The organism is Chitinispirillales bacterium ANBcel5, assembly GCA_029688955.1.
GTDB lineage: Bacteria > Fibrobacterota > Chitinivibrionia > Chitinivibrionales > Chitinispirillaceae > Cellulosispirillum > Cellulosispirillum alkaliphilum.
In genome coordinates, this window is record JARUKZ010000015.1 from 74,994 (window position 1) to 101,380 (window position 26,387).

13 protein-coding genes are annotated in these 26,387 nt (G+C 42.6%); 4 read left to right on the forward strand and 9 right to left on the reverse strand.

The window, feature by feature from the left end; genetic code table 11:
- Positions 1 to 11: 11 nt before the first annotated feature.
- From QA601_09970 to flgF, 4 genes are read right to left on the reverse strand one after another with little or no spacing between them, the layout of a single operon-like run.
- A complete protein-coding gene (locus QA601_09970; protein ID MDG5815407.1) occupies positions 12 to 581 on the reverse strand; it encodes a flagellar basal body L-ring protein FlgH in 570 nt (189 codons plus the stop codon).
- Positions 578 to 1,594: a flagellar basal body P-ring formation chaperone FlgA gene (flgA, locus tag QA601_09975; GenBank protein ID MDG5815408.1), complete on the reverse strand. Its 1,017-nt coding sequence runs from the start codon at positions 1,592 to 1,594 to the stop codon at positions 578 to 580. Before flgA ends, QA601_09970 begins: the two co-directional genes overlap by 4 nt.
- 5 nt (positions 1,595 to 1,599) lie before the next feature.
- On the reverse strand, positions 1,600 to 2,388 hold the full coding sequence (gene flgG / locus QA601_09980; GenBank protein ID MDG5815409.1) for a flagellar basal-body rod protein FlgG: 789 nt from the start codon (positions 2,386 to 2,388) through the stop codon (positions 1,600 to 1,602).
- Between the two features lie 38 nt (positions 2,389 to 2,426).
- Positions 2,427 to 3,161 (reverse strand): flagellar basal-body rod protein FlgF, encoded by a 735-nt coding sequence (gene flgF / locus QA601_09985; protein MDG5815410.1) that lies wholly within the window; start codon positions 3,159 to 3,161, stop codon positions 2,427 to 2,429.
- 131 nt (positions 3,162 to 3,292) lie between these two features.
- Between flgF and QA601_09990 the strand changes: the two genes are divergently transcribed.
- Positions 3,293 to 3,514, forward strand: a complete 222-nt coding sequence (locus tag QA601_09990; protein ID MDG5815411.1) for a hypothetical protein — start codon at positions 3,293 to 3,295, stop codon at positions 3,512 to 3,514.
- A 312-nt stretch (positions 3,515 to 3,826) separates the two neighbouring features.
- A complete protein-coding gene (locus tag QA601_09995) occupies positions 3,827 to 4,120 on the forward strand; it encodes a hypothetical protein (GenBank protein ID MDG5815412.1) in 294 nt (97 codons plus the stop codon).
- A gap of 5 nt (positions 4,121 to 4,125) precedes the next feature.
- On the opposite strand, the gene QA601_10000 is transcribed toward QA601_09995, so the two are convergent.
- The 4 genes from QA601_10000 to QA601_10015 all read right to left on the reverse strand — a co-directional run bounded on the left by QA601_10000 (position 4,126) and on the right by QA601_10015 (position 9,718).
- Entirely contained in the window at positions 4,126 to 4,248 is a 123-nt protein-coding gene (locus tag QA601_10000) for a hypothetical protein (protein ID MDG5815413.1), read from the reverse strand.
- Positions 4,249 to 4,673: 425 nt separating this feature from the next.
- Positions 4,674 to 5,447 (reverse strand): hypothetical protein, encoded by a 774-nt coding sequence (locus QA601_10005; GenBank protein MDG5815414.1) that lies wholly within the window; start codon positions 5,445 to 5,447, stop codon positions 4,674 to 4,676.
- A gap of 87 nt (positions 5,448 to 5,534) precedes the next feature.
- Positions 5,535 to 6,353, reverse strand: coding sequence for a hypothetical protein (locus tag QA601_10010; protein ID MDG5815415.1), 819 nt, complete (start codon positions 6,351 to 6,353; stop codon positions 5,535 to 5,537).
- A gap of 800 nt (positions 6,354 to 7,153) precedes the next feature.
- Complete coding sequence (locus tag QA601_10015; GenBank protein MDG5815416.1) at positions 7,154 to 9,718, reverse strand: InlB B-repeat-containing protein; 2,565 nt, start codon at positions 9,716 to 9,718, stop codon at positions 7,154 to 7,156.
- Positions 9,719 to 10,733: 1,015 nt separating this feature from the next.
- On the opposite strand from QA601_10015, the gene QA601_10020 reads away from it, so the two are divergent.
- Positions 10,734 to 14,126: an ATP-binding protein gene (locus tag QA601_10020; protein ID MDG5815417.1), complete on the forward strand. Its 3,393-nt coding sequence runs from the start codon at positions 10,734 to 10,736 to the stop codon at positions 14,124 to 14,126.
- Between the two features lie 577 nt (positions 14,127 to 14,703).
- Complete coding sequence (locus QA601_10025; protein ID MDG5815418.1) at positions 14,704 to 17,088, forward strand: InlB B-repeat-containing protein; 2,385 nt, start codon at positions 14,704 to 14,706, stop codon at positions 17,086 to 17,088.
- A 1,033-nt stretch (positions 17,089 to 18,121) separates the two neighbouring features.
- Here the strand turns inward: QA601_10025 and QA601_10030 are convergent.
- On the reverse strand, positions 18,122 to 26,245 hold the full coding sequence (locus QA601_10030; protein MDG5815419.1) for an RHS repeat-associated core domain-containing protein: 8,124 nt from the start codon (positions 26,243 to 26,245) through the stop codon (positions 18,122 to 18,124).
- Positions 26,246 to 26,387: the final 142 nt, after the last annotated feature.

Sequence of the window (26,387 nt, forward strand, 5' to 3'; positions counted from 1 at the left end):
TCCCGAAAAAATCAAAACAGCCAATTGATAAACCGTGTAAACAACCCGGGACGCTGAGCAGTATTAGCTGTCCCTGTTCCTGAATAGGTAATCTGGGCATCGGCAATACTTGAAGAGTAAACGATATTATTTTTCTGAATATCCTGTGGTCTGACAATCCCGGTAATCTTTATTATCTCTGTTTCCTGATTGATTTCGACCACTTTACTTCCCTCAATTACTAAATTCCCATTGTCCATAACATTGATAATTCTGGCAGAAACCGTAGCTACCAGATTCCCCTGGCGGCTTGTTCCACCTCTGCCATCGTAGTTAGACTTTTTCCCTCCGCTTGCTCCCAGTGATGGCAGAAAATCTAAAGCACCAGTGCCACCACGCCCTTCCACACCAAAACTGTTTTCCTTATTCGTGTTAGTTCTGCTTTCACTACCGGCTTTTGCCGATTCAACGATCATAACGGTTAAAATGTCATCAACACCCATCGCCCGGTGATCTGAAAAAAGACTATGGATCGGCATGGAAGAAAAAGCTGGACCAACTGATAGTATAATAGTAAACAACGCGGCTAATAGTTTAGTCATATGTTTTCTCCGTTCTGAAACACTGTCACAACCCCTCTCCCTGTTACCTCTGCCCGCAATACTCTCTTAGTATTTTGGTTTTGTACCCATATTCTCTCTCCTGCCCTTCCCTCTTCACGAGCTATTCCCAATACAGATACTCTAACTCTGCTATTGGTAAATGTTATCTGAACCTGATCACCACGCATTATAAGCGGAGCAGCACGAACAATTCTGTCATGTATAATTGTTCCCTCGTTTATTGTCCGCACGGCCTGTTTACCCTCAAGCTGCGAAAATCTGCGCAGTGGCGTATGTGCAAACGTTGTAATATCCAGAGTATCAACAGTGAAACATTCAGTACTAATTCGTTCACCTCTGGTTATAGGCTCTTTAGCAATCAAAACAGGAGAAATAACCCGTATAAAACATGATACCGGAATTCTATAAGTACGTGATCCCTGTGTAATCATCATGATTATATTGGTATTGCCTTTTGCGTGTGGAGAGTTAAGGCCGGTAAATTCAATTTCATACTCTTCATTGTACGCTTTCCAGGAACTTAAAGGGTTGTTGATTGTAACACTCCACTCCCCCTTGTTCCATGCGATATTTGAGGCAATATAGGAATGAATATGCTCCATAAACTCCTCTACCTTCATCTCACGGTAATCGGTGCTTATCTCTACCCTCTTATGCCCCGAAGTTACAAAGCGCGCATCCTCAAAGATAGACTGAAGGTAAAAGGTAATTATGTCTTCAGAACTTAAAAACCTTTTATATCCCGGTGGAGCAGCTTCCCCAACCTTTATTTTTTCTATCTCCCGAACCAAAGCGCTATCTTCAGACCTAACCTCAGCAATATCACTGAGAAGGATATGGGTTTGATCTACGGTTGCAGAATCGTAAAAATTCAACTCAACTTCCGCAAGCGAAGCAAAGGAGTGCCCTATAAATATCGTGGTAATAAGAGTTACGATTTTTTTTGTTGGCACTCTTCCCAGTGTGCTCAATGATTTTACTTTCCTAAACATCTTACTTATCTCTTTAAATTATTTGCTATCTGAAGCATCTCTTCTGCAGTCTGTATGGATTTTGAAACAATTTCAAAGGCTCTTTGTGCAGTTATCATTCCTACCATCTCTTCGACTATTTGGACATTTGAAGCTTCTGTATAGCCCTGTTCGATAACTCCAGCCCCCTCTTCACCAGGATAGGATACCATTGGCAACCCACTGGCATCGGTCATTGAATACAGATTTCCTCCAAGAGACTTAAGTCCCGATGGATTAACAAAACGTACCAGCTCTATTTGACCGATATCAATCGACGTTTCATCACCAGGCATCATTACCGTAACTCTTCCATCGGCTGCAACTGTAAGCTCCTGACTTCCTTCAGGTATCGCGATTTGGGGCTGCAGCATAAAGCCGGATGAGGTAACAAGTGTACCATCGCTTGAGAGCTTAAAAGAGCCATCCCTTGTGTAGGCAGTTGAGCCGTCCGGGAGCATGATCTGGAACATCCCTTCCCCCTTAACAGCAATATCCAGTGGATTTTCTGTGCGATTTAAGGAGCCTTGTTCAAAGATACGTTGCGTTCCGGCAGGCTTAACACCCAGTCCCACCTCAATTCCCGAAGGCGCCATTGCACCTTCAAAATTTCTAACCCCCGGCTCACGCATAGTCTGATACATCAAATCCTGAAACTCTACTTTTGAGCGCTTAAATCCGGTGGTGTTAACATTGGAAAGATTGTTGGAAATGGTGTCCATGTAAAGTTGCTGCGCTTCCATACCGGTTGCTGCTGTTTTCATACTTCTCATCATTGTGATCTATCCTGTTTTTTTAGCGTAAAAACGATTGTTTAACCAACTCTTCCGACCTGATTTACCGCTCTATCAAGCGTCTCGTCCTGCGCGTGAAGTGCCTTCTGATCAGCTTCGAAATTTCTGTGCGCTGCAATCATCTCAACCATATTGCGTATCACATCCACATTAGACTTTTCAAGATACCCCTGCTGAACAGAAAAATGTGATGGTTTCAACTCCACCGCACCAGGCATTTGAGGCCTGAAGTAGCTGTTTCCACCGCGGACAAACTGATATGGCTTGGGGAAATCAACCACATTAATGATCCCCTTACTTTCACTCTCCTGGATAACTTCACCACTCTCAGTAATTTGAACCGGTATGTTGCGCTCTACTCTGATATACCCCTCTGTGCCCATAAGTTTAGAGCCATCAGAAGTAACAATGAGCCCGTCTGGATTTAAAGAGAAATTTCCGTTACGGGTGTAGCGAACCCCATCGGGAGTCATTACCTTGAAGAACCCATCTCCTTTAATACTCAAATCAAGAGGGGATTTGCTTTGCTCATACACTCCCTCTCTATGATCAACGTATACCTCGTCAGCTTTTATATCCCTGTTGGCAAAATCCTGATCATTATCATTAGTTAAATACTTTTGAACAGCTACGGAGAATAATCCGCTTTGCTTATACCCGGTAGTATTCATGTTTGCCAGGTTATTGGCTATCTGGTCCTGTTTTTTGGAACGCAAGGTCATGCTTTGTGATGCTGTGTATATACCCTGTATCATTTTTCACCTCTTTTGCTTTTAAAACCGAATTGTTCTTTAGCATAAAGCGTGCCTGTTTTTATCACTCTTATAAATGATTGATATACAGTGTTTTATACCGATTTCATACTACATACCCTAACTGATAAACAATGAACTTTTTTCCGCCCGGGAGGCATATTTGTCCCGGTAGCGATGAGCCGGATAGCATTAGAGGTGAAAAAAGGGACGGCACTCAGATAACCCCTTCGGGGTATTATATCGACAGTGCCAATGGTTTGTATGTAGGTAGTTTGGCTGGTTTAGCAAAAAAGGAGCACCGCAATCGCTGTTTTATAAAGCAGAGTTGTTCGCGTTGGTATTCGGTCATTTAGTGGACTCCTTTATTTTAGCACTTCTGATTATACAGCCGTTCTGTAAAACCGTCTTCTGTTTCAAAGTCTTTGGCCAGGCGTTCGACCTGACGGTCGAGGAGGTACGTGGCTAGATTTAACAAAGACATTGCGGCATTGGCGGCAAGACAAGCAGAAGACAAGGTCGAGCACGGACTGGCACTGACGTGCCTCGCTGACCGGTTTTCATCATTGGTTCCGCTTGTCCGTTCCAGCCTATGTGTGTCCGTGCTCCTCTTTCTCTCCTGAACCACCCACCCCTGAACTTTTTCAAGGGTTTTGCACCGCAGCTCCTTGAAACGCTCAAGGGCAGGGTGCTGCGGCTCTTTTGCCTGGAACACACACCGTTTTTCTTACAACACACCCCGTTTTGCAGCCTGGAACTTACCCCATGCAGCCTGGAACATGCCCTGTGCAGCCTGGAACATGCCTGTGCAGCCTGGAACATGCCCCGTGCAGCTTGGAACATGCCCCGTGCAGCTTGGAACATGCCCCGTGCAGCTTGGAACATGCCCCGTGCAGCTTGGAACATGCCCCGTGCAGCTTGGAACATGCCCCGTGCAGCTTGGAACATGCCAAAAAACGTAGCACATTTAGTATGTTCCAAGATGTTTTACCCATGTTCCAAGCATTTTGGGCCGTGTTCCAAGGTGTTTTACCCATGTTCCAAGCCTTTTGGTGCATGTTCCAAATGTTTTTACCCATGTTCCAAACATTTTCGGGCGTGTTCCAGGATGTTTGACCCTTGTTCCAAGGATTTTGGACCGTGCGCTATGCCTTTTGTCCCCTTTTATTCTTTATTTGGACTGTTCCGTGGTAGTTTTACACTCATTCAACACTATCGATACCGTGTTCAACAAATTTTTGAAGCAGTTTAAGCGAAACTAAAGTGGTGTTTGTGGTACGTTGTAACTTCTTTTTCGGTTATTTATCGTTTTCTGGTAGGGTGTGAAGATTGTGGCGCAAGCTGCTGTGAAATCAAAAATGTGATGGAATATCATAAAACACATGTGTCGGCAGAGGTACTCTCAGGTTCTGCTCAATAGAGCTTACTATTTTTGGCCGGTTTATGTTGCACCTGTTATCGTTAAAAGAAGTGTGTTCGTTTAAAAAAAGCAGACGTTAAGCGTGCTGTGTGGTTTTATGGAACATTGGTTACCGTTTTGTTTTGGGAGTACCTTATGGATTGCCTCCTTCTTACCTTACTAACATAATTATCCACGTAATACTTCCTGTTTTTAACAAACGCTATTCTTGCGTACTTTTTAATATGCGCGGTGGCTCTCATGCTCAGTGTCAGTAATCGTTTCTTACGGGAGTAGACAGCGCTTACCTCCTTTGCTCCTATCACCACTGAGCCTTTCATCTTTATGAGCGTAAGCGCCCGTTGTTTTACTTCATCGAGGTAGCACTCATCAACACGAATCCCTGCCGGGCAGATCTGTGCCGCTTCAGTGGGATAATCTCTTATAAAGGCCACAAGGTCAACTACGGTAGTCGCGGCATTTGCCTTGCCCCGGTTTTCGATAATTCTGTTATAACTGTTTATCACATCGTCGTTTTTAGGGTTTGAAACGATATGCATTGCCACCTCTCTTAAGACAGAAAGGTTAAAAAGCAGCGTTTCTAACCGCTCATCATACTCTTTTTTGATCTCCGGCATCGCAAGCTCCGCGTTTACTGTTTCAGCAGCCGCAAGAAACAGTAACGCCAGGTACCTGTCATACTTTGGCATCAGCGACCAGTCAAATTGTGCCGCAACAAGTTCGGTTTTGTCCTTTTTTGCCTGTTGAAGCAGCGCGCTGTACTCATCCAGAAATTCATCGATTCTCATGGATGGACGTCTGAACTCTTTGCTGATCAGGGCAGCCATTTCCTCTTCAATTTCTTTATCAATTTCCCTACTGGTATTCATCGTTATATCTTACCCGCATACAGTTGGTAAAGTTAAGGACAGACCCGCGCTACTACGGGTCTATCCCCTTTTCTGAACTTTTTACAATCAGAGCGCTGGTACCACATCCGGTTCGGTGTCTTTAGCCATACAAATAGGCTGAATTTCAATTGGATCATCGTTACCAGAGCCACTACCGCCACTTCTTGTGGGTCGTGTATAGTTGCTGAAATAATAGGGCAGGTTGTTATAGAACGCAGAGCGCGCAAATCGCTTGATATAATCCATAGCCTGAACACAAAGGGTAATGATACGATTTTGATAATCTACACTTTCGCAACGAGGCATTCCATTGGTAACCACCAACCCCCGCATTTGCATCAGTGTAATTGCTCTAATCCTGACCTCTTTAATATACTCTTCATTTACCTCTCTGCCCCCTGGTCTGATTTGTTCAGCCAGATCCCAGTGACGGGAGATCATTGCTCCAAAAGAGATATTATCGGTCATGGTATCGATCATGCCCGCACCGCTTTGAACTTTACGATAAATACGGGCCAGTTGAGGATCATCGGTTTCCTGCAGTATGTGATGAGCCACGATTCTAAGGACCATTCGATCATCTTCAGCTTCAGCCAGAAGTGAATAGTATTTGGCTCTTTCTTCCGGTGATCGCGGTATAGTTGCCACCCGCTCACCATGAGCAATGAGCAGTGTTTCCAAATAACCATCAAATTTTTCCATATTATCCCAAATAAAACCTGAACTGATAAGGGCCTCTTTGTCTCTTCTACACTGCGCTAACAGATGGCTAAACTCCCCCAATCCATCATGTATAGATGAAGGCAACCGAAGGAAATCATCTTCACTCAACGCCTCCATCTCTGCCCTAATCTCCTTTTTTAACTCATCTGATATTGTACCCATTGTACATAACTCCTTCCATTAAAGAATGAAACATGTTTAGTTATTAGTAAGTGAGAAAATCAGAAAGAACTACCGGGCAAACCCTTTTTTTTGTAGAAAAGGGAACTGTTTAGCACTACTGCACTGTAATCAATTAATTCTGTAAGCGTAAGTGAAATAACTACTATGCGGGAAACGATTGGCTATCGTATTAAATAATTTAAATTTCCCGCGTTATAAATTTCAAGTTTTTGTTGATTTTTTTTTGAAGAGAGTTATTAGTAATTACTAATTAAGAAAACAGGAGTTTGAGAAGGTGAGAGAATGAAACAGTGGATGGTGTCCTTCATATTTAATTTAGAATGTATAGCACTCTTTTGAAAAAGAGTTCTTTTGACCCGGTGTAAGTAAATACTGTATTTTGCTGAGCGTGTAGCTATGATGTTAAGAGAAATATTTTGTCCCTACCTGTCCCCCGCACGCTTCGGAAGGTGGACGGGACAAGGAATTTCTATCTTTGTCTGTTTAGCTATAAATATGTAGTCCCTACGGACTATGAAGAAGGAAATATCTCTCCGTTAAAACAAACCTTTCACGCTTACACGAGGCAAGCAAGCCTCTTGGCGCCCCCGTGAGGAACCTATCACTTGCCACCAGACTTCTCTGGGGGGTGGCCACCTTCGCCTCGGGCGACACTGAATCATAAAATTCCTAATAATAATCATCATAAGCTCCCCCACGCCTTCAAAAAAAAGAGACGCCCGTGCGGACGTCTCAATGCAGTTACTATATATTTTTTGTAAATACTCAAGCAGTTCTGTTTAGTCTGCTAAACCAGCATCGGTAATGTCCCACCCAAACTCATTAATAAGGTAGTCCCGTGCATCTGCCGCAACTGAAGAGTATTGGCTGTCCCCACCAGTAAAACGAACAGTATCCTGAACACCCTTCTCTTTAGCCAGATTAGCCCAACCTATAAGCAAAGCGTCATAGTTTTCTACCGAAAGGGTTACATTATTAAACATCCAAACCATTGTGGTCACATTGGACACATCCCAGGAACCGATGTTCTGGTCAAAGGTGGAAGCCCTATCAAACATATAGGACATATCGTTGACATTTGAAACATCCCAGGCTCCAATATCAGAGTTAAAGACAGAGGAACTTCGAAACATATAGGACATGTCGGTCACATTGGACACATCCCAATCACCGATGTCCTGGTCAAAGGTGGAAGCCCCATCAAACATATTCGACATATCGGTGACATTTGAAACATCCCAGACTCCAATATCAGAGTTAAACGCAGAGGAAACTCGAAACATATAGGACATGTTAGTTACACTATTTGGTATATACAGCGGTACACTTTTAAGGTTGCGTGCAGTGTTAAAGGCTGCATAAAAGGAAGTTATCTCAAGATCACCAAAGTTTGTAACTTTATACAATTTTTCATACCCCGGGATGGGATTAGAAGTCGGTGCAAAATAACCAAACCGTTCTAAATTACCTGAAATTGATACAGTGTATAAACCTTCCTCATCATATGTATGAGAGACATTTCCGGCACTGCTGACAGTTTCACTACTGCCATCACCCCAATCCACCGTAACATCAACGACACCATACAGAGGAAGAGCTATCCTTGTTCCGGCTGAAAGTTCTGTGTCAAATACAAGAACCATAGCCGAACCATCCCACTGTGCTGTAAGAGTGACATTTTCAGCAGGCATGGTCTCAGGAAGCTCAGGTTTCCAGCCATCAAAAGTATACCCTTCACGCCTGGGTTCATCCGGTGGGGTCACTGTTGTGCCAAAGTCCTGAGTTATGGCTATAACTTCACTACCGCCGTTACTGTCAAAAGTTATAGTGACGGAGTTAATCTCCCACTGGGCATAGAGCGTTACATCCGCAGCTCCCATGGTAAACTCAGCTTCATCCTCAAAAGAATCACCGCTGCCATCAGCTTCGGTATTCCAACCGGTAAAAGCATACCCTTCACGGCTGAACAGGTTGGAAAATAAAGATGCAGTTTGATCGGTTGCTATCACCTGAAGCTCCATTGAGCCGGTTCCTTCGTTTGGATCGAAGGTTATAGTGTTATCCTTTGCACTCCACTGTGCGTACAGTAATGTCCCTTTTGTACCCATAACAAACTCTTGCTTATCTTCGTAAAATTCACCACTGCCATCAGCTTCGGTATTCCAACCGGAAAAGGTATAACCATCGCGGGTAAACTGGTTGGAGGGAAGAGAAACTGTTTGTTCGCTGGCTATAATTTTCACCTTGATGGCCCCCTTGCCACCGTTTGAATAGAAAGACAAAGCGTGTTTCTTTGCACTCCACTGTGCATACAGGATTATTCCTGTTGTCCCCATAACAAACTCAGAGTTATCCTCATAAGAATCACCACTGCCATCAGCTTCGGTATTCCAATTAATAAACGTATACCCATCACGGGTAAACTCATTTGGTGAAAGGACTGTTGTTTTACCTGTCTCTACAGTCTTAGATTCCATAGTGCCGTCACCCTCATTGGCATCAAAGGTAACGGTATTGGGACGTGGAGACCATTTTGCATAGATGGTGCGATCATTTTGTATCGAAATTTCCTGAAAATCAAATGGTATAGTAAGACTTTTGTCCCTGAACCAGCCACTAAATTGGTACCCTTCCCTTTGTGGAAGATCAGGCTCCTCTGCACTCTCCCCATGTTTAACACTCTGTGCTTTTACCTCCGAACCGCCATTACTCTCAAAATAAACAGTGTGATCCTTTTGCTTCCACCGGGCATAAAAATTTAGATTTTCATCGGTCATAACAAGTGTGTCACCACCGTTAAATATCTCAGACGAAGAGTTACCATCAACACTCCAGCCTAAGAATTCAAACCCATCTTTTGTAAGTTCTCCGCTGTTACCAAGAACAACTACCTTCTGCCCGGCTTCATAGGAGTTTGTATCTACTGGTAATATACCCGAAGAATAGCTGGTACAGTGATAAGCAGTACTGTAAACGGGAGGAAAAACATTCAGTGTCATTTCGGCCGTTCTTTGCTCGTTTCGAATAAAATCAACTGTTATGAAAAGTCTATATGTTTCGGGGGAATCATAGGTAAGGGTTAACAGCAGGTCTTCATCCCAGGTCTCAGTGCGAGTCTCTATACGTTTAGGGTCTCTTGAGTCACCAAACACTACTGTTATTAGCTCAATGTAATTGCCACCGACCAGATCCATTACGACCTTAAAAGGCTCACCCGCTCTAATTACCCTTTCTTCATCATAAAGGTATAAATCCAGCGAGGCGCGTTTAATGGGATCATTTGGCTTACTACATGATATAGCAATTATAATAAGTAAGCAGAAAAAAAACGGTAAGTGTTTCATGTTTTTACTCCTAAAGCAAAGCGAATAGTAGTATATAGTTTGGTAATATAATACATTTGCGCTACTATCGGAGTATATTACTTAATAATACATTTGATATTTGTTGTGAAAGAGAGGAAAATTGTTCTTGTTTCGTATTCTCAAAAAAGATTATCAGTGCACAGTGAACTGTGGATAGTGTCCTGTGCCGTAGGGATGCATCGTTAATACTGCTATACCTAGCAAAAAACACCATGTCTCATTGTAGCTGGGAAAGGAAATATTTTGTCCCTACGGGACAAGGAATTCTGTCTTTGTCTGTTTAGCTATAAATATGTAGTCCCTACGGGACTATGAAGAAGGAAATATCTCTCCGGTAAAACAAACCTTTCACGCTTACACGAGGCAAGCAAGCCTCTTGGCGCCCCCGTGAGGAACCTATCACTTGCCACCAGGCTTCTCTGGGGGGTGGCCACCTTCGCCTCGGGCGACACTGAATCATTTAAAATCCCAACGGGATCAAAAAAACTTTGTGCACTGAAAATGGAATAACATTTGTGTTTTTTGGAGAATGAGTACAAACCTCTCCCGGGAAAACAAACTTTTCACGCTTACACGAGGCAAGCAAGCCTCTTGGCGCCCCCGTGAGGAACCTTTCACTTGCCACCAGGCTTCTCTGGGGGGTGGCCACCTTCGCCTCGGGCGACACTGAGATTATGAGAAGAATTACTAAGAACTACCGTGACTATTTATCGCGCTGCCTCCGTAGCAGTAGCTACTGCGTAAGGAAACCGGGCGACACTTAATCATTAAAACTCATATTTATAAACATTATAAGCTACCCCGCTGCTCCGGGTTTTGTAGAGCACTGTATTTGCACCTACCCACTTAGCAATACCGAATGTAGCTACATCATTTCCCCACTTTTTCGTAACCAATAAACACCAACAGTGCAAATAAGCAAGATAACTTAGCATTTTGTTTAGGTTTATATTTATATTATCTAGACAACAATATAGAACAGAGGATTCTGACTTTGATAGCCAAAACCATTTTTCCTATCTCAATATTATTTATTCTGCTAAGCACTGTAGGATGCTCGGTCAACACACCATCTCCCAGGGCAGAAAACGGAGTAATTAATCTTAACAAAACCGGGGTCTCTAATCAGGTTGTTAAACTCAATGGTGAATGGGAGTTTTATCCGTACCAATTATTAGCTCCACATGAAATCGATACTGTTCAAACAGTGCCTCATTATTTAGAGATCCCCGGATCCTGGCGCGGTAGTACTATTGAAGGTGAAGCATTAGACGGTCGCGGGTGTGCGACATTTCGACTCAAAATCGAATTACCACGGAAGCAAAAAAACTACTTCCTTAAGCTCTACTCAATCCACTCAGCGTATACCGTATGGATTGACGGTGAATTATCAGGGTCCGTGGGCACAGTAAAGAGTTCCGCAGCAAGCGCAAGGCCTGTTCGCAAACCGCTCACCATCGAAATACCATCTGCAAAAGATTCAATAGAAGTTATTATTCAGGTATCCAATTTCCACTACAGAGCCGGGGGTATTAACACTCCTGTTGTTATAGGCAATTCAGTAACGTTTCTTGAAACTGCAGGTCAGCAGAAAGCAATCGCTTTTTTCCTCATCGGTGGTATTCTTATCATGGCATTATATCACCTGATACTCTTTTATCTAAGAAGAGAGGATCGTGCGTCATTATTTTTTGCGCTCTTTTGCTTTTTTGCATGCCTTCGAATTCTTATCACCGGTGAAATGTTTACCGCTACAGTTTTTAACCTGACCAACTACCGATTGTCGCTGCAATTAGAGTACCTGACGGTATATCTGATGGTTCCACTTTTCATTTTATACACCAAAGAGCTTTTTCCTCTTGAGATAAATAAGATATTTGTAAATCTATCACTCCTGATAGCGTCTGTTTTCACTTTAGCCACTATACTTTTTCCAACCTACCAGTTCACATATCTTATGCCTGTGTACCACCCGTTGCTCCTCGTGCAATTTATATGGCTTATTGTATCCCTGATTATTTCAAAAATAAGGAGTAGAAAAGGTGCTTCAATATTCCTTACTGGTTTTACACTACTGTTTTTTACTTCCCTTTATGATGCTCTTTTTACATACGTATTTATAGATGGAACCTATGTACTTCAATTCGCTATCTTTCTTTTCATTCTCTCACAATCATCCATACTTTCCATACGATTTGCGGATATCTACAAAACAGTGGAAAAGAATGAAAAAGAGTTACAACGCCTGATAAACCTGAAAAACGACTTTCTTGCCCGTGTGACTCATGAGCTGAGAACCCCCCTTTATGGAATTGTTGGAACAGCCGAAATGATTTTAGAAAAAAAAGAGTCCTCCCTTACCGATAATGATCGTAAATGTCTGAATATAATAGTTTCGGATGGAAGAAGACTAAACAGACTTGTTAATGATATACTGGACTTTTCTAAACTGAAAAGCAGCGAAATAATGCTTTTCAGGAAACAAATCGACCTTTTCTCCCTAACAGAAAGTATGCTTATTCTTCTTCGTCACTCAAGCGCGAATAAGAATGTCGAGCTCATCAATTTAGTCCCTCCTGATCTGGATCTTGTATATGCCGATGAGGACAGGGTGCAGCAAATCCTTTATAATTTGGTTGGCAATGCACTAAAATTCACTGATACCGGGAAGGTTGAGGTTTTTGCGCAAAACAAGCGATGTGGTTTCATCACCATTTGCGTTAAAGATACCGGAATCGGAATACCGCACGATAAACTTCACAAAATATTTGAACCCTTCGAGCAGACCGAATCGTCTGATACGAGGGCTCATGAAGGAAGTGGTCTGGGGCTCCCTATCACAAAATACCTCATCGAGCTGCATGGTGGAACGATTACAATTGATTCGGAGCCGCAAATCGGAACAACAGTTTCTTTTTCAATACCCCTTAGCGATACTGCTTCAACAGAGTTCACTGACGCTACCCCGCCGGATAAACCCTTTGCGCAGAGCACTGACATTGACCAGGATCTCTATCCACAGCTCATTGAAGGCAATCATTTTCATAACTATCCGCAGAATTCTGTACCTTCACATTCAAATGAGCTTTCTGGAAAGATTTTGGTAATCGATGATGATCCGCTCAGCCTCAGTATCATTGAAGACGCTTTAACTTCTGCTAATTTTGGAGTTATCAAAGCACAAAACGGATTTGAAGGTCTAAGACAGATCAACGAAGATTGTTTACCCGATGCAGTAGTTTTAGATATGATGATGCCCGGTATGTCGGGATTGCAGTTTTTAAAAAGAGTGAGAATAAACTTCTCCCCCTCAGAGCTTCCTATACTTATGGTAACAGCCAAAAACCAGTTATCCGATCTGCTAAAAAGTTTTGAATCAGGTGCCAATGACTATCTGACTAAACCGTTCATACGCCACGAGTTGGTAACAAGAATAAAAACTCAGGTAAATATCAAAAAAGCCCTTATCACTGCCTGTGAAAACATACAACTCAGAGAAGAAATCGATTTTCAAAAAAAGCAACAGGAAAAACTACTGCTGCTGCAGAATAGACTTTCATTTATGATGGACACTGTTGAAGACGCTGTAATGGCCGTGGATAACAAACTACAAATATGCTACATGAACAGACCATGTCTCAGGACCCTGAAATACGGGGAGATCAAAAAAGATCTTTTACTCGAGAAATTGATCGCAAGTAACGGGAAAAAACTTATCAATCATCTTCGCTCTACCCCTACTGCCGATTCTCGTGTATTCAGGCAAATCCGACTTAAAGCTCAATCTAAAAGCGAACCAGTGGTGGATATTTCTGTTTGCGGCTTTAAATATGATACTAACCAGCTCTCTATTCTGGTGCTCAGAGACAGTAAAAGTAGCAGAAAAAAAGCTGATGCTTCTGTTGAAACCTTTTTGTCTATGCTGCACAACAGTTCCCAACGATTCAGTCTTTTAGGACAGGTCCTTGAGAAACTTAACCCCGATATTCTAAGCAAGAATCCACAACTGCACAATGACCTTCACAAACTTAGTTCAGCCATTGAAACCATTAAAAATTACCCGGAGCTCAAAACCGTACCTGCCGATCGAAAAAATGTAGCCGTGAATTTATTGAATCGAGCCATTGAAGTATGCACAGAACACACTACGCTTACGAAATTCTCTCTGGCAGAACAATCGGGGCTGTGGAAAGTTCATACAAATGCCGATGGGTGGCAAAGGACCCAGACCTTAGACCGCTATCTCACCACCAGGACCTTCCCCAAATATCCTAAATGGGAAACCATCGAAAAAACAGTGAAGTTTGTAATCGCACGGCTGGACAAAAAACCTGCGCTGCAACAGGAGCTGGAAGAGATGTTACGGGTGTATAAAAGTATGGGGTGATAACAGCGGGTCTTCCTCTCGCCGACCAGGTCTTCACCGGGTCATTTTTCTCTAAGTAACTCTTGATTCACAGTTATTCAGCCATTCCAACCTCTAGTCGCTTCCGGTCTACTATTTGCTTGGTAAAAGGGATTAATTCCTAAATACAAATTATGAAAAAGTGAAAGTTCCGTTCTTTTTCGCATAGTTTTTCCTCCTGTTTAAAGATAACGCTTAAGACTCATCAATAAGACTGGAAGCTAGTTGGATAAATTTAACAAGCTAAAATTCAAGTAGATTAAAATCAGACTCTATATTGATATACATACTTACAAGACATCGGAAAGAAACAGTGTGTTCAGCAGGAATAAAAAGCATAAGTGATTGTATATAGATAAATTATACACTACCAAAATTTTTAACAATTTTTAACAATTTACATTGTTGTAATTATTTTTTATAGTCTTTATTTTACTATCAATGATTATCTCTCTAGGTGATATAAAAAACGGCTTAGTTCAGGTAAATCCTTTTTTTTTCATCTATCCAACAATCGAATATTTTCGTTTTTTATAAAGTTTAAACAAGGAGAATATCTATGAGTAAGTTTTCCGTACCAGAATTTTTATTAGTATTGCTAATGATGCTACTCCCCTCTTCTATCAATGCAGATAAGATTAATCTTTCGGGAACAGTTCTTAACGATTCCAATGAGCCAATTGCCGGAGCAAATGTCCGTCTTATTAGCAGAGATACTCTTACAACCACAGATTCTGAAGGGAAGTTTGAAATAATCGGAGAGCTTACATCAGTATTGGCAAGAACCAGCCCACTTCAGCCATTTGCTAAGGTTAATGGTTCTATTGTTACTGTTAATCTTACAGCTTCATCCCCAATTGATATAGCAGTCTACAGTCTTAACGGAAAAAAAGTATATGGTTATGATACTCCATCCAGTAAGGCAGGTATTCACAGATTCGCAATACCTATGCACCAATTGGGTACCGGTGTTTATATGGTTGCAGTTACCCACCAGGGAAAAAGATCTGTTTTCAGGCATATCTTTAATAGGTCGTTCTCTGGATTTCAAAGTGGTGAGGGCAGGATAAGTAGTGATGGTGTTCAGTTGGCCAGAAAAGCTTCTGGTAACACTATAGATACACTCGTAATTTCTGCTGATGGATTTGGGATAAAAAAGCATCCTCTCCGGTCATTAGTCGAAAACGATATCAATATAATACTTTCATTTGAAGGCTATAGGGTAAAGTATAAATGTACTAATCATACTGATGGTACACCACCTGTAGACAATACAGTGTATGAAGAGGGTGATGGTGTCCAAGTTCTTGGCAACAAAAACAGCTTGACCAGAGAGGGATATATTTTTGACGGCTGGAATACTTCACCTGATGGAAACGGTACTGACCATGAACCCGAATCTTTTGTTGTCATGGGGACTTCTGATGTAACACTATATGCCAAATGGATTGCTGCACTTACTGTCAGCTTTGAGAGTAATGGGGGGAGTGATGTAGAAAACAGCTATGTGGGCCCGGGAGATCCTGTATCCCCTCCGCCTACTCCGACAAAACCGGGATATGCATTTAGTGGTTGGTTCAGTGACTCATTATTCACATCAGAATGGGTTTTTACCAGAAATATTTCACACGATATGACACTTTACGCTAAATGGATTGAATTAGAACTCGGTGATGGAGTTACAGATGGAGATGGAAATGTTTATGAAACTGTGATAATAGGTGAACAGGAATGGATGATGCAGAATCTACGGACAACCAGCTATGCTGATGGCGAGCCTATTATGCGTGTAACAGGTGACCAAGCGTGGAGAAATCTTACTGATCCGGCATACTGCTTTTACAATAATACAACCGATTCAGATAGCATGGAGCTGTTTGGGGCACTGTATAACTGGTGGGTGGTGGATCCTGAGAACGCAAACGATATTGCGCCAGAAGGTTGGAGAGTACCTACCGACAGAGATTGGCTTGCTTTACTTAAATATCTTGATCCAAATGGAGATGAAAGGGACAACATTGCAGGCAGTAAGATGAAAAAAGGTGGAGCATTTGTTAGTTTTGGGGGCCAAACAGATGAAAACGCGACAAATGAAAGTGGTTTTTCAGCTGTTCCCGGAGGTGAGCGCAGAAGTTATTTCGCTAACATGAGAACCTTTTGTTTCTTCTGGAGTAGTACAACTGATAATAGACGATCATCGGATGGTCTTGCTGCTCACCTCAGAGCGGACATGGAAGATCTTACCTTTGGGGCAATGGGAAAAAGCCAAGGTCTATCTGTTCGGTTAGTTAAAGGGCCGAGATATTTCGAGTTGAGTTTTGATCCTAATGGTGGTTACATCGACTATAGGCATCAATCAATGATAATTGCCGAAAACTCAACAATTAGTCTTCCTGATATTGAAGCTACTGATTATCGAAACACACACATTGGCTGGAACACAAAACCTGACGGTAGTGGCGCCTCATACGGCCTTGAAGGGGATTTTACCATGGGAACAGAAGACGTGACACTCTACGCTCAATATGGTGATGAAGACGACCTGGATGATGATGGAGATGACGAAGATGATTCAGATGATGATCATCAAGACCTCCTGGAAAAATACAACGTACCAAGAAATTCCGCTCTGCCTTCCATTGATGACCAATATACCAGTTTTCAAGTTGATGGAAACGGTGTTGATATGAGTAATATTACAGAACTTACATTTAGATGGGATGAAGCATCAGGAGATTTATTTTTGTTTTCGGGTATTTCTCAAGTTTCCCCTTTTTATCGAAATTTTATCGTTAACCACAATTTTGGTTCTACACATCCAGATTTTTCCATTACAGATACCAATATACCAGGATTTGATGGTGACTATTACATTACAATAGATGGTACTGATCTGATCTTTGTACATAAATCAGGAGATCATGCTATAATATGCAGACCCTGAGTGTAGAATAACTAATGTTGAAGTTGGCAGTTTATTGATACAAAGTAGCAAAGCTTAAAGGGCTGTGTTCAAATGTTTGATAACGTAATATTTGGCACAGTCCTCTAAAGCAGTACCATTCGGCCACTTAAAAGAATAAGTGCTCTCTTCCACACTCCCAAGACATATACTCTCAAAGTGCACTGATTTGCGGTTTAGCCATGTTCACTAATTATTCTTGAAGTATTACACGGGAGTATAGCTGAGTCTCAATTGTAGTATACAAGGTTAAAGAGCGCTAAAAGCGGGGGTTAATTTTAAGAAACGCTCTGCTGCAAACTACACATCACCTTTCCTAAACAAAACAACTCTACGACCATCACATCCTGTAGCCGTAGTGCGATACTGTTTCAACATAACCGTAGCGGGTTTCTTATTTAACGGTGCGTGTTTCTTAGTTTTTGAACCCCTGTAGCTCTGTTTTCCGGTGTTATTACAAAAAACTTCACACCGGTAGTTTTTAAACGGCTATTGATGATATTTTAAAGGAAATGTGTAGTTTTTTTGGCAAGAGCTGTGGGAATCAAATACTTATAGGTATGGGTCGCTTGCCCTTTCCCAGCACTGAGTTTACAAATCGACTAAATATGAACAAAATGCAACATGTGGGGTTTTAATTAAAGATTGAAGATCTTATATATTGTAGTCTTCTACTTTTTGCTTCCAGTGCTTACTATTACATCTCCTTCTTACCTTATTGACATACTTATTCAGATAATACCGTCTGTTTTTGAAAAAACGATCCTTGCATATTTTTAATTAGTTTCTGTTCAGAATAAGCTCAATGATTACTGTGATACATGCATAAAATTGGATCAGAAGTTTAGAGAACTGTATTACCGCTGCCTGTTCACAGGTGCTCCAGACTCTTGTGAGTAGCCATGTTCTCCACTCTGATAATAAATCCACAGGGAATTCTTCTTGAAAACGACACGTCATGCACGCCCGGTTTATCGGAAAATAGAATGCTCAAATGTTGCTTTTCAACATTTTCTCACCCACCGGTGCATAACTTAGGCATTATTAACCGAGTAACGTAATCACCAGCTGCATCAATACCCATAAAAAGCAAATCCCATGGGTCTTCTTGTCCAGTTATAACATTTACTGTATTATCGCTCGAACTAATAATTTTTCCATATAAATAACCACCCAATGAATTATAGAATTCAGGATGGGAAGCATATTTGATTCCTAAAGTGACAGTTGTTTTAGAAATTGCCGAAATGACAATTTTAGAAGCTACAGCTGTGCCTACAAGTGCGGATACTGAAATAATAATTTTTCCATTTGGGTCTATGTAATTCAACGGATCATTGCCGCAATACCGAAACAAATTCCCGTCCCCTCCGGAAAACCTAATCGGATCCTTAGCAGTCCACCTCCCCGCCTCCGCATCATAATCCCTTGCCCCAAACCTCACCAGTCCAGTCCGGTAATCATACAATCCGCCCGCAAACCCAAAGGGCTGAAATCCTGGATTACTGTCAAGGAGCACATACCCGAACTCATCGTAATCTATTCTCTGGGCGACTTCACCGGTCTGGGCGTTAACCACCAACCGCACGCTTCCAAGATGGTCACTTATAATTCTGTATTTAATGCCGGCTTTAATAATATAGTCTGGCACATTTATTTTGGTTCCGTAGACAAAAGCAGAAATTACATTCCCTGACGCATCAAGCTCTGCGACTGGATTGAGTTGGTCCTGATAGAGATAGCCGCTGACAAGAGAACCGTTCACTTTTCTGCCGATACGGCGGTTACGCCCATCAGTAATATATTCAATAACAGTTCCATCTGGTAATGTAACTGACAGGAGGTTTCCAAGAACATCGTAGTTGTAGTGGGTAGTCCCTTCGGTGTTTGTTTTTTGTAGCAGTTCACCATTGTCGGTGTACATATATGAGTTTGCGCCGTAAGATAGCATACGGTCCTGATTGTCGTAAGTACCAGTCTGGTTTCCGCGAGGACCGGTGTAGCTTATCCTGTTACCGTTGGAGTCGTACCCGTACGAAGAGTAGAGTGAACCGTTGCGGTACACTTCTGTGAGCTGACCGTCAAGGTCGTAGTTATAATGGTAAGAAACCGACTCACCTTCCACGGTTTCTGTCCTGCTCACTATTCTGCCCAGTTTGTCGGTCTCAGTGTGCTGAACGCTGTACATTTCCGCTCCACCCTTTCCTGCAGTATAGGATACAAGATCTCCGAAACTGTTGTAAGCAAGATTATCGGAAACAGTTCCCAGAGAAGAACCTGTAAGTCTTCCATTCTGAGGGTCGCGATCAATGTTAAGGTCTCCCGCAGATACAAGCAGACCATCATTGTCGTAGGCATAATCTATAGAATGATTGTTATTTATGGTTCGGTTCACTAATTGTAAATTATCATTAAAAGCAACTCCTACACTTCCGTTTATACCACCTGTCCATTCTGTAGCGGTTAAGAGAGAACCATCATAAACGTAGGAAATATCCGCTCCTGAAGATAAGATGCTTACCAGGTTGTTTGTGGTGTCATTGAAGAGATAACCGATTTGACCATTGGGAAGCACAATCTCTACAAGACGTCCGACATGGTCGTATTCATAGTCAATAGTCTGACCGTCGGGTCTGGTAATAGTTGTAAGCTGTTTATTCAGATTATAGTTATAGCGGGTAAAATTAAACCCAGCGCCCACATTGGGGGGAGTGTAGGTATCGAGCATGTTAACAGATGTGTAATCAAAAGAGTGGTCAGGCCTGCCCGGAGGAGTAAGTGAACTCATATTGCTGTTAGCATCGTAGGTGTACTCTACAATCCGGCCATCAGGAAGCGTTTCTCTTGTGATACGTCCCGAGAGATCGTAGTTAAACTGTGTGCTTCTTCCCAGTGCATCGGTTATACTCTCCATATAACCCTGGCTATTGTAGAGAATAGTGCTCTGTCGAGCACTGCTTCCGCTGCCCTGCTTCACCAGAGCAACTCTTCCATGACTGTCGTACTCATACTCTACAGGCAGCACACCTGGAACCTCACTCAATACCACTCTTCCTTTATCATCGATTGTAGTAATCGATTGCCGGCCTTCGGGGGAAATGGATGTAATGTTTTTTGTCTGTGCATCGTAAATAGTGATGTGGAGCTGGCCATTAATAAGTACCGAGTCGGTAATTGTTTGCACACTAAACAGATCACCTGGATCCTCAAGCTCTGCAGTGCGGCTTGAAGTCATGGTGTAGGTCAAACCGGATGGTGTGGTTACCGTTTGCTCTGTGATTACAGGTGCCTGCATACCGAACCTGGGGTCCGGGCCATATCTGGTAAATGAAATAGTGCTGTCAGGTGCAATTATCCGTTTGCTGCCATTGGTTCCTGTAATAGCCTCAACTTGTCCCTCCCCACAGCATGTTGTAGTGACCTGGCGTATTTCGCCAGTTGCCAGCCTTTCGGTAAAATAGGATGTTTCATATTCGTTGTGCTCATCCTTGCTTTCGATTTTTCTTACTATATACCCTCTTTCTGTTCTTTCTCTTTGCAGTTCTGTATAGCCGCCGGAAGCGTTCTGAGCTCTGATCAGGCGGCCCAGGTCATCGTAAGTGTAGGTAGAGGTATTGTTGTTTGCATCAGTAAAAGTGGCCATGAGTCCGCCCTCATGGTAAGTACAGCTTACAGTTTCTTCTGCAGCATTTGTTACTGAAATTATGTATCCGCCACTGTTTAGAGTGAGATTTGTTCTCTGCCCAAAAGGTGCGACAATAGCTGTGGGGTTGCCGTTTGCATCGCGTTCTATTGTAGTGATATTGCTGTCAGCATCAACGATGCTGACAAGGTGGCCAGCATCGTTATAGATGAATTCGTAAACTAAAGTGCCGTTAAGGGCATCTACTGTGCGAAGATGTTTTCCACCTGGATTGAAATGAAAAATATGCCTTCCGTCTTCTGAGGGTGTGAAAACATCACCGATTGTAGAGTGGGAGAAATTAGAAGTGATTTTCCTTACTCGGTTATTGAATCGGTAACTATCAGTAACGTAAACATTTCCATCCGGCCCTACAGCAATATCAGCGGGAATATCAAACCTTGCATCAGTTGCAGGCCCACCATCACCACTGTATCCTCTTTGAGATTCTATTCCGGCAAATGTGTTTATTGTCCCATCGGGTCCTATTCGCCTGACAATATGCTGACTATCATATGCAATGTAAATACTTCCATCCGGCCCTATGGTAATACCTCTGGGATTACCTCCAGCGACTATTGTATTTATTATCCCATCGGTGCCTATTCTGCGAACCCTACGCTGCCTTATATCAGAAACGTAAATAGCGCCATCCGGCCCCACAGCAATACCCGAAAGTAAATAGAAACGAGCCTCAGTTGCAGGACTACCATCGCATCTCGCATCAAAACCAACTTCACCATTACCGGCAATGGTGGTTATTATTCCGTCCGGATCTATACGACGAATACGTCTGCCAAAATATTCGCTTACATAAACGCTACCATCGGGTCCTACTGCTACATCCGAAGGAAAAGCAGATCCAAAATAAAAAGCCGCATCAGTTGCAGGTCCACCGTCACCTCCATAGCCAGACCTCCCTCCGGCGAAAGTTGTTATTATTCCGTCCGGTCCTATACGACGAATGCAATGATTGCCTGATTCCACAAAATATATGCTTCCATCCGCACCTATATCTATACCTTTTGGACTATTAAGTTCTGCATATGTTGCAGGGCCACCATCACCACTATACCCTGTCTCACCAGTACCGGCAATTGTTGTAATTATACCATGAGGATCAACACGACGAATACAGTGATTTCGTGCATCTGATATATAAAAGCTGCCATCAGGCCCTACAGCAATGCCACTGGGACCATTAAGTTGTGCATCGATCGCTGGACCACCATCACCGCTATACCCTTTTCTACCTATTCCGGCTACCGTCGTTATAATATGTGAAATGTTGTTTGCAGCATATCTTCTCCCATTACCCAAATAAACCATATTTTCTGTGGGACCATAGAAATGGTGATTATCTATTGCCCAACCACCTAAGCATCTCTCCTTTTCATTATAATTTCCAATAAATGTTTTTTGTTTTTGCCATAATGCTACTTCTGTTCTTTCCCGGTCACCTGTAATTGGTACACCTGAGAGATGTCCAAAGCTCTGTCTACGATCTGCAGGTTCATGGTATACACCATCATACACATAACCAATATCGATTGTAACAGGCCGTTTTCCCTGAACATTTCGCCCATAAGAATCTATCCCATCCCATGTAAATTCAAATTCCAGATTGGGTGATGGTGAGAATGATTGTTCATAAATTTTTCCTGCAACTTCTATTACATATTCAATCCTTTTAAGTGAGTTTGGAACTTCAGCATCTATAAGTGGCATTTCAATATTGTATCCATCCTTACGACCAGGAGTCCTCTCACTTGAATAGTGCAGGTCAAAAGGTGTACCAGAAATATTTATTGCCTGTCCAAGTACCTGGTGTTGATCTTCTATAATTGAGCCGGATGTTATGCATGACTCATCAATTAGATCTTTTTCTACTTCAGGCAACATAGGTGCAACAGCATCAAGTGGCGGTCCATACGGCCAGTTACAATCCCACGGTGTAAAATGGGTCATAGGCACACGCCAGAGACTCTGCCCTGCAGTGTACAGTGATGCCAGATAGGCCAACTCCTCATCCCCTATATCCAAATCTTCAAGATCTTCCGGCTGTGCAGCCTGACCATTACCCTCTATATCTATAGAAGCAATTCCATTTTCAACAGAAAGAATATCTATTATGATGCCATTGTCGGATGGAATCCAGGCGGCTTTCTGCTTATCATAATACCCGGTGGGAACAATTCCTCCAACCGGAAAATCCAGAAAGTTTTCCAGATAGAAATACATGGGTTTATTGAATTTTACATCCTCGGCCCCATCCACACTCAACTCAACACAATAGGTGTATGCGATATGAGAGGGCAGCTCAGCAGGCATCGCTTCAGGGCCATTATCCCCTACAGTATATTCTGTTGCACGAACATTGATCGTTTCAGCATTGAAATTGGTCACCTGAATGCCGGGAGGAAAAAACATGGTCGCCTGCCTGGTACCATCATTATCTGACACCACACTTCCTCTGGCTACCTGCATCTGTGTATTATCAACGAGTGATATCGGAGTAACCACCGGATCAAATTGTACGAGGACCACTTCCGGTGCCCACACATAATCCTGCCAGGGAGTTCTGACCTGTCGTTGTGCATCAAGATACTGTGCCTTTTTGTATTCCAATGTTAATAAACCCCCGCCATTAACAGCAAGGTCGAACATTCCATCAGCACGGGTTAAAGTGTATCCAAACTGGGGATGTGAATGAACAGAAACTCTCACTCCGGGAAGCGGATTCCCATCTCGGTCAAGCACCATTCCCTTTATTACCGCTACCCTGCGTGGCTCAATAGTTTCCGGAGACATACCCCTCTGAACAGGATTGTTTCCGGTATAGAGAAACTCAGTAGCGCTCTTCATATCAGTTACGACAGTGTTGTCCAGAGAAGGCGCAACTGTTACTGGATCGGGCGGTAGTTCAATGGCTATGAGGTTGAATGTCACAGAAGCCTGAGCATAATTTCCTGCATTATCCCACACCTTTACCAGTACCTCGTAGGTTCCCGCTACGAAATCATTTGAAGGAGTGTAACTGAAACTTGTTTCTGAGATGGTAATAGGCTCATTTGTCCTGTTTCCGTTTATGTATAATTCGAGAGATGTCGGATCTATCCCGGAGAGTTCATCCTGTAAAGTACCCGATATCGAGGGCCGGGTAGAATAGATTGTGCTGCCATTTTGTGGAGAGAGACCACCTATTACCGGAGGCTCTGTATCCAGAAATACCTCAATTGATGCTGTGCCTGTTTCTCCCACAACATTCACTGCAGAGCGGGAAATTGTATTTTCACCCTCTGCAAGCTCTTCGGTGAGTTCTGTATTCTGCTCGACCCCGTCTACTCTCCATACCACGTTGGTAGTAGACTGATTTGTAAAAGACCCATCCTGCGGAAAAATTATTTCAACCACAGGCGGAAGTGTGATAAGAGTTACTGTGATTGAAGCAACCCCGATATTTCCGGCCATATCAGTGAAGGTACGGGTGATCGTGTTTGCTCCTTCACTGAGTTCTTCTGTGTTTTGATCAGTCTGTTCAACTCCATCTACTGTCCAGGATACCGAAACAGTGGATTGATTTGTTATGTAACCATCAGCAGGGCAAGTAATTTCCACCGCAGGAACCGTTGTTTTGAGTGTAAGATTTATTGAAGCTGTCCCGGTGTTACCGGCTACATCCGTGTAGCTTCTGGTAATAGTATTTATACCCTCTTCAAGAGCTTCGGAAAGATGTTCAGTCTGTTCTACTCCATCTACTGTCCAGGATACCGGAATAGTTGATTGATTCGTGATTAAACCATCAGCAGGGTAAGTAATTTCTACAACGGGAACCGTTGTTTTGAGTGTAGCAGTTATTGAAGCAGTTCCGGTGTTACCTGCTGAATCCGTGTAGCTTCTGGTAATGGTGTTGATCCCCTCTTCAAGAGCTTCGGTAAGCTGTTCGGCCTGCTCGGCTCCATCAACTGTCCAGGACACTGGAATAGTGGATTGATTTGTTATGTAACCATCAACCGGAGAGGTAATTTCCACCACAGGAACCGTTGTTTTGAGTGTAACAGTTATTGAAGCTGTCTCGGTGTTGCCGGCTGCATCAGTATAGCTTCTGGTTATTGTATTTACTCCTTCTTCAAGAGCTTCGGTAAGCTGTTCGGCCTGCTCGGCTCCATCAACTGTCCAGGACACTGGAATAGTGGATTGATTTGTTATGTAACCATTAACCGGAGAGGTAATTTCCACCACAGGAACCTTTGTTTTGAGTGTAACAGTTATTGAAGCTGTCTCGGTGTTGCCGGCTGCATCAGTATAGCTTCTGGCTATTGTATTTACTCCTTCTTCAAGATCTTCTGTAAGCTGTTCAGTCTGCTCGGCTCCATCAACTGTCCAGGACACTGGAATAGTGGATTGATTTGTTATGTAACCATCAACCGGAGAGGTAATTTCCACCACAGGAACCGTTGTTTTGAGTGTAACAGTTATTGAAGCTGTCCCGGTGTTGCCGGCTGCATCAGTATAGCTTCTGGTTATTGTATTTACTCCTTCTTCAAGAGCTTCAGTAAGCTGATCAGTCTGCTCGGCTCCATCAACTGTCCAGGATACCGGAATAGTGGATTGATTCGTTATGTAACCATCTGCAGGGGAAGTAATTTCCACCACAGGAACCGTTGTTTTGAGTGTAACTGTAATTGAAGCTTTCCCGGTGTTACCGGCTGCATCAGTATAGCTTCTGGTTATTGTATTTATCCCCTCTTCAAGATCTTCTGTAAGCTGATCAGTCTGCTCGGCTCCATCAACTGTCCAGGATACCGGAATAGTGGGTTGATTGGTAATGTAACCATCTGCAGGGGAAGTAATTTCCACCACAGGAACCGCTGTTTTGAGTGTAACAGTTATTGAAGCTGTCCCGGTGTTACCGGCTGCATCAGTATAGCTTCTGGTTATTTTATTTACTCCCTCTTCAAGAGCTTCAGTAAGCTGATCAGTCTGCTCGGCTCCATCAACTGTCCAGGATACCGGAATAGTGGATTGATTCGTTATGTAACCATCAGCAGGGGAGGTAATTTCTACAATTGGCATTGTTTTTTCACCCTCACCGTAAACACCAATCAGAATTGCACTCCCTGGCCTGCTCTTTATCATAACTTTGATAGTATTTACATATTGAAGTGAAACATCTCTTTCCAGAAAACCAACATTCTGATTAAAATCTTTTTCAGTAAAAACCTGTTCACCATTCAACCAAACTACAGCACTGCTGACATTTTGATAATCCTGAGGACCATTTGTAATTCTGAGTGAATAGGATTTATCAGTTTTCGTTAAATCAAAAGCAACTGAATCAACAGTAGGTTTTGAAGTCGAACGGATAAAAATTGTTTCCATAAAGGCTTTTTCTGAGGCGTAACCTTTTAATAAAGCAAGCAAAATCAGCATTGCAGAAAATTTTATACAGCGCACGATCCGTTTCCCTCCATTAACATTTAACCCGATTCAGTTGTTAATTAAAATGTAAACTTACTACATTATAACCGGCAATGGTTACAATTCCCGTATATCTTCCAAACCTTACAAAAAAAAACACGGTATCAATAAAAAATGT